Here is an 11,486-nt window from a genome sequence, read left to right as displayed (position 1 = left end):
GATTTGATAAAATTAATTTCGTAATTTGAATAAATGAAAGACGAAGAAGACGATAACATAATTCCAAACAACGAAGAAAATAATTCTGAAGAGAATCCTATTGATGAAAATCAAGATGGAGCCGATACTGATGAAATTATTCACGTAGATGCTAAGCACTTTGAAGGAGAGCATTTTTACGATCAGGATGAAGAAGGAGATGGCAGTGATACCATTACCAAAGTTACTGGTATGTATAAAGACTGGTTTTTGGATTATGCTTCTTATGTAATTCTGGAACGCGCCGTTCCTGCTATTGAGGATGGTTTTAAACCTGTTCAACGCCGTATTATGCACTCCTTGAAAGAGTTGGATGATGGTCGTTATAATAAAGTTGCCAATGTTGTAGGTCACACAATGCAATACCACCCTCACGGTGATGCGAGTATTGGAGATGCGATGGTGCAAATTGGTCAAAAAGATTTATTGATTGATTGCCAGGGAAACTGGGGAAATATTTTAACGGGTGATGGAGCTGCGGCTTCGCGTTATATCGAGGCGCGTTTGTCTAAATTTGCTTTAGAGGTTTTGTATTCTCCAAAAATCACCGATTGGGGTGTTTCTTATGACGGACGTCGTGCCGAGCCAAATAATCTTCCGGTAAAATTTCCGTTGCTTTTAGCACAAGGAGCTGAGGGAATTGCCGTGGGACTTTCCACTAAAGTTTTACCTCATAATTTTAATGAATTAATTGATGCTTCGATTAAAATATTAAAAGGAAAACCCTTTACACTGTATCCTGATTTTATGACAGCGGGTATTGCCGATGTGTCTAATTACAATGATGGATTGCGAGGTGGGCGTGTGCGTGTGCGTGCTAAGATTGCTCAGATTGACAAAAATACTTTGGCGATTACCCAAATTCCGTTTTCGACCAATACTTCGACTTTGATTGATAGTATTTTGAAAGCCAATGATAAAGGGAAAATCAAAATCAAGAAAATTGAAGACAATACTGCAGCCGATGTTGAAATTTTAATTCATCTATATCCGGGTGTTTCTCCAGATAAAACCATTGATGCCTTATTTGCTTTCACGGCTTGTGAGACTTCTGTAGCGCCTTTAGGTTGTGTGATTGAAGATAATAAACCGTTGTTTATTGGAGTTTCGGCGATGTTGAAAATTTCGACAGCAAGAACAGTCGATTTGCTTCGTCAGGAATTGGAAATTCAATTAGAAGAATTAAAAAATAAATGGCATTTTTCTACTTTAGAGAAAATCTTCATTCGTGAGGAAATGTACATTGATTTCAAATTGTATCATGATAGAGAATCTTTGTATAAATACATGTACGACCGTTTTGAGCCTTTCAAAAAATCATTCGTTAGAGCAATTAATGATGACGATTTACAGCGATTGACTCAAATTCCGATGATTCGTATTACTCGTTTTGATTCTGACAAAGCCGATGATTTTATAGCGAAGTTAGAAGATGAGATGAGAGAAGTAGAACACAACTTGGCACATCTTACGGATTTTGCTATTGCCTATTTTACCAAATTGAAGGAGAAATATGGTAAAGGACGTGAACGCCAAACCGAATTACGCATTTTTGATGATATCGAAGCAACTAAAGTGGTATTACGAAATACCAAGTTGTATGTGGATAGAGCAGAAGGTTTCGTAGGAACGAGCTTGAAAAAAGACGAATATGTAACTGATTGTTCGGATATTGATGATGTGATTGTTTTTCTGCGTGATGGAAGTATGATGATTACTAAAGTCGATGCGAAAACTTTTGTAGGGAAAGATATTATTCATATCGCTATTTTTGACAAAAGTGATAAACGTACTATCTACAACATGGTGTATCGCGACGGAAAATCAGGACCTTCTTATATCAAACGATTTAATGTTTCGGGAGTTACGAGAGATAAATCATATGATTTGACAAATGGAACTAAAGGTTCTCAGGTCTTGTATTTCACCTGTAATCCTAACGGAGAAGCTGAGGTTATTACGATTCTTTTACGTCAAATAAGCAGTATCAAGAAATTGAAGTTTGATCTGGATTTTGCTAAATTGGCAATTAAAGGTCGTGCTTCTAAAGGAAATTTGGTAACCAAATATCCAATTAAGAAAATCGAAATTAAGGAAAAAGGAATTTCAACCTTATTGCCTAGAAAAATCTGGTATGATGATACGGTTCAGCGGTTGAATGTAGATGCAAGAGGAGAATTATTGGGCGAATTCAGACCAAGTGATAAAATTTTAATTATCCAACAAACGGGTAAATTAAAGGTAATTATTCCTGAATTGACGACCCATTTTGAACCCGATATGATTGTTTTGGAAAAATGGATTCCTAAAAAACCAATTTCGGCAATTTATTATGATGGAGAAAAAGAGCGTTATTATTTAAAACGTTTCTTGGTGGAAACCGAAAACAAAGAAGATGTTTTTATTACAGAACATCCCAATTCACAATTGGAATTAGTATCAACAGATTACCGCCCTGTAGTGGAATTGGTTTTTCCTAAAATTAAAGGGGTACAAAAAGAAACAATAACGGTTGATGTAGAGAGTTTTATTGCCGTAAAAGGATTTAAAGCACTCGGAAATCAATTGACTACTGATAAATTAAAACAGGTAAATAATTTAGAGCCTTTACCTTATGAAGCGCCTGAAGAAGTTATTGCTGAAGAAATGGAAGTCAGAGGAGAATTGAATGCTGATGATACAGCAATTCAATTGGAAGATGATGGTCAAATAGGCCTTATTTTAGAATAATAAAAAGCTCCGAAAGGAGTTAAATTGTAATGACTGTTTTTTAAATCAACACAGTCATTACAATCTTTATAAAATCTTTATATCTGGTTTGTTTTTATTATAAAATACTTATAACATATCATTTAACTTTGTCCTATAAATAATGCAGGAATTAAAATGAAAAGTATTTTAAGACAAATAAAGATCAAAAATCAATACCTGATAAGCATATGTTCGGTATGTTTGGTGTCGGTATTGTGTTTATTTACAAGAGATTATTTAGATTATAAAATTGCAGCATACATATTGCTTGTTATGGTGTCATTATTGGCAATGGTTTTAGATATTTTGCCAGTCTTATTGAGTGCTTTCCTGAGCGCATTGATTTTAAATTTCTTGTTTATTAAGCCTTATTATACTTTACATATCAGTAATGCTGAAGATACTTTATTATTCATTTTGTTTTTTGTGATTGCTTTTCTTAATGGAGTTTTGACTCATAAAATTAGAAAAACAGAGAAAATGCTGCAAATAAAGCAGGTTCGGTTTAGTACAATGAAATTGTATAATGCCTTATTAGATTCACTATCGCATGAATTGAGAACTCCTATTTCGGCAATTATGGGAGCAATTGATACTATTCAAAGTCAAAATGTAACTATTTCCGAAGAGAATAAATTAAAATTGTATTCTGAAATTGAGAAAGCTTCTTTACGACTTAATCATCAGGTAGAAAATTTACTAAATATGTCCCGATTAGAATCGGGTGTTATTGAAGCCAAGATGGATTGGTGTGATATAAACGAGTTGTTTTATAATGTATTAGATAATCTCAAAGAAGATTTAAAATTTCATAAAGTTAAGGTTACTATTGATGAAAATTTGCCGCTTTTTAAATTGGATTATGGGTTGATGGAGCAAATTATTTACAATTTGGTTTTTAACGCATCCCAATATACGCCCAAAGGAGCTAAAATAGAATTAAGTGCAGTTTATAATCCCATTGTTAATTTTGACTATAATCCGGATAGATTAGAGACATGTATCATAACTGTTTCTGATGACGGTTTGGGGTTTCCCGAGGAAGAAATCGATCAGGTTTTTGATAAATTTTACCGACTTCAAAATTCAAAAACCGGAGGAACAGGACTTGGATTATCTATTGTAAAAGGTTTTGTGGAAGCCCAAAACGGAAAAGTAACCTTGGAAAATAAGGAGAGTGGCGGTTCGGTTTTTAAATTATCTTTTCCGGCATTAGTAATGAATACTAAAGAAATTTCAAATGAATAATCCTGTCGAAATACTAATTATAGATGATGAAGTCCAAATTAGAAAATTGTTGGAAATTGCTTTGGAATCTAATGGCTATAAAACTTTTTTTGCGGTAAACGCTAAAGAAGGATTGTCACTTTCAGCTAATCATCAGCCTGATTTAATTATTTTGGATTTAGGTTTGCCAGATGAGGACGGACAGCTGGTTTTGGAAAGATTAAGAGAGTGGTACAAAAAGCCCATTATTATTTTATCAGTAAAAAATACCGAAGACGAAATTGTAAAAGCTCTTGATAACGGAGCCAATGATTATCTGACAAAACCGTTCAGGACTCAGGAATTATTAGCCAGGATTAGAAGTGTACTGAGAAATTTAGCTCAGAAAGAAAATGAACCCATTATTGAATTTGGCGAAATTTCAATTGATTTTACTTCCAGAATTGTTAAGCGAAATGATGAAATTTTAAAATTAACTACTACTGAATATAATTTGCTTGCTATTTTGGTGAAAAACGAAGGCAAAGTGCTTACACATCAGTATTTACTCAAAGAAGTCTGGGGGAATAGTTATTCTGATCAAACACAATATTTACGTGTTTTTGTCGCACAGCTTCGTAAAAAAATAGAAGCAGATTCCAATCATCCTAAATTTATCATTACTGAATCGGGGGTTGGTTACCGATTCAATACGGGTTAAAATCTAAAAGAAATATTCGAAAAAAAATGCATTGCGAGAACTTGTCTTATCGCGATGAGGATACTTATGCTTAAAAATGAACTTATTTTAAATTAAAAAATACAATAAAAATGAATAAATCTGTAATTGAAAAAGTAACGGCAGCCTCACTTTTGGTGGCTCTCGGTATCATTTATGGTGATATTGGAACGAGTCCGTTATATGTTATGAAATCGATAATTGGAACCAAAGAAATATCCGAATTATTGGTGTATGGAGGTATTTCCTGTGTTTTTTGGACACTTACTTTTCAAACCACAATTAAATATATTTTGTTAACACTTTCGGCAGATAATCATGGCGAAGGAGGCGTTTTTTCTCTTTATGCATTAGTAAAACGTTTTGGAAAAGGAAGGTTAGTGATTCCTACTATTCTTGGTGCAACAACACTTCTGGCAGATGGGATTATTACGCCTCCCATTTCAGTTGCTTCGGCAGTGGAAGGTATCGAAGTTGTTTTTCCGCACATTCCCACTTTGCCCATTGTGATTGTAATTTTATCGGGATTGTTCTTTTTTCAACGTTTTGGTACGCAAAAGGTAGGTTCGTTTTTTGGGCCTGCAATGGTCATTTGGTTTTCAATGCTTTTCATATTGGGATTTGTGCAAATCCTGGAACATCCTTCAATTCTGAAAGCATTAAACCCAATATATGCTTATGAATTATTAGTGGAATATCCTCATGGATTTTGGTTATTAGGAGGTGTTTTCCTTTGTACAACAGGAGCAGAGGCATTATATTCAGATTTGGGGCATTGCGGTAAAAAGAACATCCGAATTACCTGGATTTTTGTTAAAATTGCTTTGGTAGTTAATTATTTAGGACAGGCATCCTGGCTGATGACCCAGGGGAAATTATTTCTTGAAGACAGGAATCCATTTTACCAGATAATGCCGCAATGGTTTCTTTTTTCGGGTATAATTATCGCAACTTTGGCGGCAATTATTGCTTCCCAGGCCTTAATAAGTGGGTCTTATACATTGATAAACGAAGCGGTGTCGCTTAATTTCTGGCCAAGGGTTGCTATGCGTAATCCTACAAATCTAAAAGGACAAATCTATATTCCATCTGTCAATACCATTCTTTGGGTAGGCTGTATTTTAATGATTTTGTATTTTAAAAATTCGACCCACATGGAGGCTGCTTATGGATTTTCGATAACCATAGCTATGTTGATGACTACAGTACTTTTAAATTATTATCTGATTTACATCAAAAAATTAAACAGAATTTTGATTGCAGGTATCATCGCTGTTTTTGCTGTTATTGAAATTGCTTTTTTTGTTGCCAATATTGTTAAGATTAAAGAAAGATGGATGTTTTTGTTTTTCGAACTGTTTATTTTTATGACAATGTATGTTTGGTTTTTTTCTAGAAAAATCAATAATAAATTTTTGAAATTTACAAATCTTGTTGAACACACACAGCAGTTTCAGGAATTGAGTAATGATGACAGTATTCCAAAATATGCTACCCATTTGATTTATTTGTCTAAGGCGGACAGAAATTATGAAATTGAGGAAAAGATATTGAATTCTATTTTTTCTAAAAAGCCAAAAAGAGCTGATGTTTATTGGTTTTTTCATATAAACAGAACCAACGATCCATTTACATTGAATTATGAAGTAATAGAATTATTAGACGATAAAGTAATTAAAATTGTGCTGAATATTGGGTTTAGAATCCAGCCTAAAGTAGAATTGTATTTTAAAAAAATCGTTCAGGATTTGGTTAAGAAGAAAGAATTGAATTTACATATTCGTCCGGATGGATCCACGAAATACAATGCTGAACCAGATTTTAAATTCGTTATTTTGGAGAAATTCTTATCTGTTGAAAATGAATTTACCGTTAAAGATGCACTATTATTAAATTCCTATTATATGCTTAAAAATTGTTCTCTTTCGGATATAAGAGCTTTTGGATTGGATAAAAGTGATGTTGAAATTGAAGAGATTCCTATTGTTTATCAGCCTATCGTTAATTTAGATTTAGAAAGAAAAATACAGATGAACTAATTTTCAAATAGATATTGTTCTTGAATTACCCCAAAAAGCTAACTACTATTTTGGGGTATTTTATTTATCTAAAAAGATGATACAGCATAATTGGATTTTTTTCTTTTAGTTTTTTTATGATTTTAAGGAAAGCTATAGCGGTAATATAAGCATCTCCTATAGCGGTATGACGGTCTTTTTTGGAGATGTCAAATTTATCGGCTAAGTCATCTAAGGTGTAATGATCTTTATATTGAAGCAAGTTGGATTTAATGAGTGTTCTTTTATATAAAACAGCGGTGTCTAAGGTTTTGTTCCTTAGTTTATCCAATCCGTTTCGTTCTAAAGCATTGTTAATCATTGTGACATCAAATTTAGTGTGATGCGCAATAATAATCGAATCGCCCAGATAGTCCAAAAACAATTGTAATACTTCAATTTCTGATTTGTGATTCAATACGTCACGTCTTATAATTCCGTGAATTTCTACACTGGATTTATCAAAATGTTCCTGATCTATATAATGTTCAAAACTGTCCTGCACATTTATAGTACCGTTTTGCAAAACAAGTGCTCCAATACAAAGTATTCGATCCGCATCATAATCAAAACCAGTTGTTTCGGTGTCTAAAACAACAAAACGCGCCGATTCTATAGGAATGTTCAAACTCTCGTCGATGGGTTCTTCAAGAATACCCAAAATTTGGAGCGACTCAATAATTTTTTGTTTTATAGTCATTATAATGCAATTTTTCCAGGATTAAAACGCATCGAAATTACGTCTTGAAGTTCTTTGATGGTTTTAAAAGTTCGTTTAAGCTTTACTTTTTCTAATTTAGAAAGTGATTCTAATTCAATAAACTGTCCGGAATCATGATGTAAAAGACCTTGTTTTGTCCTGAATTTCAGTAAGGCTTTATACGAATAAGAACAAGATAAATAGAGTTCTTTATTTTGAGGTTCCAGTTCGGCTAATTTTTCAAATCGTTCATAAGTATTACTGATTCCTTTGACTGAATGAGATAGAATTAATACTCTTGCAGCGTCGGCAAGTGGCATTAGGGCACGCCTTTTTATGTCAAAGAAATCCTTGTGCGCTCCGTCTTGTTCTACTAAAAATTGTCTGAAAAAGCCAGTAGGGGATGGACTTTGTAAAGCTCCACTAACCAAATGCACATAGAAGATAGGATTTGCATCAATATCTCCAAAAATATAATCTGATAATTGATTAGCCAGATCTCTGTCGCCATAAGATAGGCTGTAGTCAAAAAAGATAAAAGAAAGTAAGACTTCGTCTTTTCCGGGTTTACTAATCCAGTCGTGAACTAATTCTTTCCATTGGTTTAAACTTAAGCACCATTTTGGATTAGAAGCCATCATCTCGGCAGGACAATAATCATAACCAATTTCAAAAAGACCTTTGTTGACAGCTGCCGATAATTCCAGAAAATAGTTGTTTGTTTTTTCCTGTAATTCTTCCGGAACATCTTCATAAATTAAAGCGTTATCCTGATCAGTATGTAACAATTGCTCACTGCGCCCCTGACTACCTAGTGCCAGCCAGGAAAATTTTACCGGAGGAGGAGTTTTCATTTTGGCTAATGATAGCTCTATCACTCTTTTGATACAGGCATCATTGAGTTCAGTAATTATTTTAGAAGTTAGAGTAATAGGAATGTTTTGGTCTAAATAGCCTTGTAATAACTGCATTATTTTGGCACGTATGGGTTTGATGGCCTTTGCTTTTTTTACTCTTTTTAAGGCTTTTATCAGTACGGCGGGATTATTCCCAAGAGCCACCATTACATCGTGTTTCGAAAGAATTCCTATAGCCTTGGTATTAGCTGTTCCGTCTTTTGTTAGACATAAATGGCTGATATTGCTTTTCATCATGGCCATTTGTGCCTGAGTAATGGTCATCTTTTTAGAATAAGTAATTACGGGAGAATTCATAATTACATCGGCTGTAGTGTTGATAGAATATTCTCCGGTTACAATTTTATTCCTTAAATCTTTGTCGGTAATAATTCCTATTGGCAACATGTCTTCAACCACCAGCATGGCACCAATGTTTTTCTTAGTCATTGTTACGGCAATTTCTTTAGCCGTAGTCGCGCGTGAGCAGGTAATTATCTTTTTAGAGTATTTAATAGGTTGTAAATCGAGTATCTTATTATCGGTGTCGATTACTTCATCGGCATTGCTTTCGTCGTCAAAAGCATTACCATATAGTTTTCCACGATGACTTTTAGAATAGGGATTATGTGTATTAGAAGCAAAACTTTCTATGATAAAGCTTCCAACATTTGAATTTTTTATAGCATAAGGTTTGAAAACAGCAATTGGAATGGCATAAAGAATCGTTTCTTCGTGCGTTCTGGCTTCCATTTTGTAATTTTCATGTGCAATTAAAGGGCGTAAACCAAATATATCGCCTTCGTCGCACATATCTAAAATATCGTTTTTTTGATTTTTTAGAAGTTCAACAGCACCTTTGTGAACCACATAAAAGGAATCATGGGTTTCTTCATTTTCAGTGAAAATTACGGCTCCTTTGTCTTTGTAAATTATAGATACCTGTTCTGAAAGGACTTCAATGTCATTTTGTTCTAAATAATTAAAAGGAGGGAAGTTTTTCAAAAAATCGGCTACCCTTTGCGATATGGTGTTCTTCATTAAAAAAATATTTTAGGCTGTGATGGTTAAGAAAAGAAAATTATCGAATGAGTTTCTTTTTTATAGTATGCTAATTTATTCTTTTTTATTATTAGAAAGAAAAAAAGCATTATTGTTTAAAATTTTTCTTGCTTAAAACTGAAACTAAATAGGCTGTTTGTTGATATTTGAGGCGGCATCATTTCATTTATGTTTTTTCATTGAATGTATCTCAAATATTCGATTATCAAGATTTTTTTAGTTCTAAGATTTTTCTTTTCACATTTTCAAAGCAATTTTTAAAAAGGAAACACTTTGCTAATAGAGTGTTTTTTAGGTATATATCTATGATGTTCAGATTGTTTTTTATTCAATTATTAATCAATAATTTTAATTTATAAGTACCTAAATAGTTTTAGTTTGATAGCCGAATTAGTTTTGATGATTATTAAAAAAATGTTAACGTTTGTAAATGTTATTTTATATTTTTGGTTTGAATTCAAAAACTATTTTATGAAATTAAAAAATTACTCAACTAATCCATTTGAAGAATTAAACCTTACAATTTCAAAAAAAATTAAATATCTTATTTTCTTGAGTTTATTTTTTGGATTTTCTTCTGTAAGTCAATTGAATGCAGCAACCCTTTACTTTAATACGGTATATAAAGCTTCTGGTACTAATTATAACACTAACACACAATCGCTTACGTCTGTTTCGTTGGTTTCGGGGTCAAGTTTTAATTTTACATCTGCGATACCCTCTGCGACAACTTTTAATTCTGGAAATAATGAAAACGGTATATTATCCTATGTGGATAGTAGCGGTCAGTTAATTTCAATTTACGGTATTATTTCAAGACAAAATAAATCAGGAAATACGACTTTAGGTGTAAACTTTATCACTACAAATTCAAGCTATACTGTATCGAGTTCTTCAGAAGCTTATGTTTTAGTAGTTCCTGGTCAGGAAAGTGCTTATACAGTTGGTACAAATGTTAGTACATCTTCAGATCCTATTGACCCAGTTTTGAATGCAATATTAGCAACTCAAGGTTCTTCTCCAATTATGACAATCAATAATCCTAGTGTTTTAGAAAATGCAGGATATATTACATTTACTATATCATTATCTAATACTGCTAATGCTTCCATATCTTTTACTCCATCTTTGTCTGATGTAAGTGCGCTATTAAATTCTGATTATACCAATTCTCTACAATATTATAATATCTCTAATAGTACATGGACTAATGTAAGTTCAACAGTCACAATCCCACAAGGTACTACAAGTATAGATGTTAGAGTTCCTATTTTAGACGATAGTAATTCGGAAAGTACTGAGACATTTAATTTTAAAACTGGAGCTATAACCGGTGGAAATGTTTTAAATAATTATGGAGTTACTGGTATTGGAACTATAAATGACAATGATACTACCCCATTATCAGCCACGACATCTCAGAATAATGTGTCTTGTTATTCTGGTAGTAATGGTACAGCTACTGTTGCACCCTCTGGAGGAACAGCACCTTACACTTATTCTTGGAAAAACGCTTCCAATACTGTTATAGGGACTAATAATGTTACTGTAACAGGTCTATCTTCCGGAGACTACACATGTACCATTACAGATAATAATTCTACATCGATAACAAAAAACTTTACCATTACTCAACCAACGGCTATTTCAGTGACACCTAATTCACAAACCAATGTGGCTTGTTTTGGAGGTTCAAATGGTGCGGCTTCTATCAACACTCCAACAGGAGGAGCTGGTGGATACACTTATGACTGGACTCCAGGAACTCCAACAGGTGACGGAACAACTTCAATAGAAGGATTGACTGCTCAAACTTATACCTGTACCGTTACGGATGCCAATGGTTGTACCAGAACACAAAATTTTACAATTACTCAACCTACTGCGGCAGTATCAGGAAGTACAGTTATTACGAATGTTGCTTGTAATGGTGGAACTACCGGAGCAATTAACCTTACTCCAACTGGAGGAACAGGCCCTTATACCTTTAACTGGGGCGGTGGTATAACTACCGAAGACAGAACAGGACTTGCAGC

Annotated in this window: 6 protein-coding genes and 1 pseudogene; 5 read left to right on the top strand and 2 right to left on the bottom strand. The window is 33.5% G+C overall.

The genetic code is table 11. The annotated features are described in order from the left end of the window. Positions 1 to 33: 33 nt before the first annotated feature. The 4 genes from EOD40_RS05765 to EOD40_RS05750 all read left to right on the top strand — a co-directional run bounded on the left by EOD40_RS05765 (position 34) and on the right by EOD40_RS05750 (position 6,774). The gene (locus tag EOD40_RS05765; protein WP_128193959.1) at positions 34 to 2,769 is read left to right on the top strand and encodes a DNA gyrase/topoisomerase IV subunit A; all 2,736 of its coding nucleotides are present in this window, start codon (positions 34 to 36) and stop codon (positions 2,767 to 2,769) included. A 156-nt stretch (positions 2,770 to 2,925) separates the two neighbouring features. Next, positions 2,926 to 4,038, top strand: coding sequence for a sensor histidine kinase (locus EOD40_RS05760; protein ID WP_128193958.1), 1,113 nt, complete (start codon positions 2,926 to 2,928; stop codon positions 4,036 to 4,038). Further along, positions 4,031 to 4,717, top strand: coding sequence for a response regulator (locus EOD40_RS05755; protein WP_128193957.1), 687 nt, complete (start codon positions 4,031 to 4,033; stop codon positions 4,715 to 4,717). Before EOD40_RS05760 ends, EOD40_RS05755 begins: the two co-directional genes overlap by 8 nt. A 110-nt stretch (positions 4,718 to 4,827) precedes the next feature. After that, positions 4,828 to 6,774, top strand: a complete 1,947-nt coding sequence (locus tag EOD40_RS05750; protein WP_128193956.1) for a KUP/HAK/KT family potassium transporter — start codon at positions 4,828 to 4,830, stop codon at positions 6,772 to 6,774. 64 nt (positions 6,775 to 6,838) lie between these two features. On the opposite strand, the gene EOD40_RS05745 is transcribed toward EOD40_RS05750, so the two are convergent. Both EOD40_RS05745 and EOD40_RS05740 read right to left on the bottom strand, forming a co-directional pair. After that, positions 6,839 to 7,492, bottom strand: a complete 654-nt coding sequence (locus EOD40_RS05745; protein WP_128193955.1) for a 3'-5' exonuclease — start codon at positions 7,490 to 7,492, stop codon at positions 6,839 to 6,841. Further along, positions 7,492 to 9,429, bottom strand: coding sequence for a DUF294 nucleotidyltransferase-like domain-containing protein (locus EOD40_RS05740; RefSeq protein WP_128193954.1), 1,938 nt, complete (start codon positions 9,427 to 9,429; stop codon positions 7,492 to 7,494). Before EOD40_RS05740 ends, EOD40_RS05745 begins: the two co-directional genes overlap by 1 nt. A 492-nt stretch (positions 9,430 to 9,921) precedes the next feature. On the opposite strand from EOD40_RS05740, the pseudogene EOD40_RS05735 reads away from it, so the two are divergent. Then, positions 9,922 to 11,486: pseudogene (locus EOD40_RS05735) on the top strand (hypothetical protein); the annotation flags it as partial.

Source organism: Flavobacterium sufflavum (genome assembly GCF_004016525.1).
Classification (GTDB): domain Bacteria; phylum Bacteroidota; class Bacteroidia; order Flavobacteriales; family Flavobacteriaceae; genus Flavobacterium; species Flavobacterium sufflavum.
The sequence above is the reverse complement of the archived record's forward strand: the minus strand, read 5'-3'. Positions and strand labels throughout refer to the sequence as shown.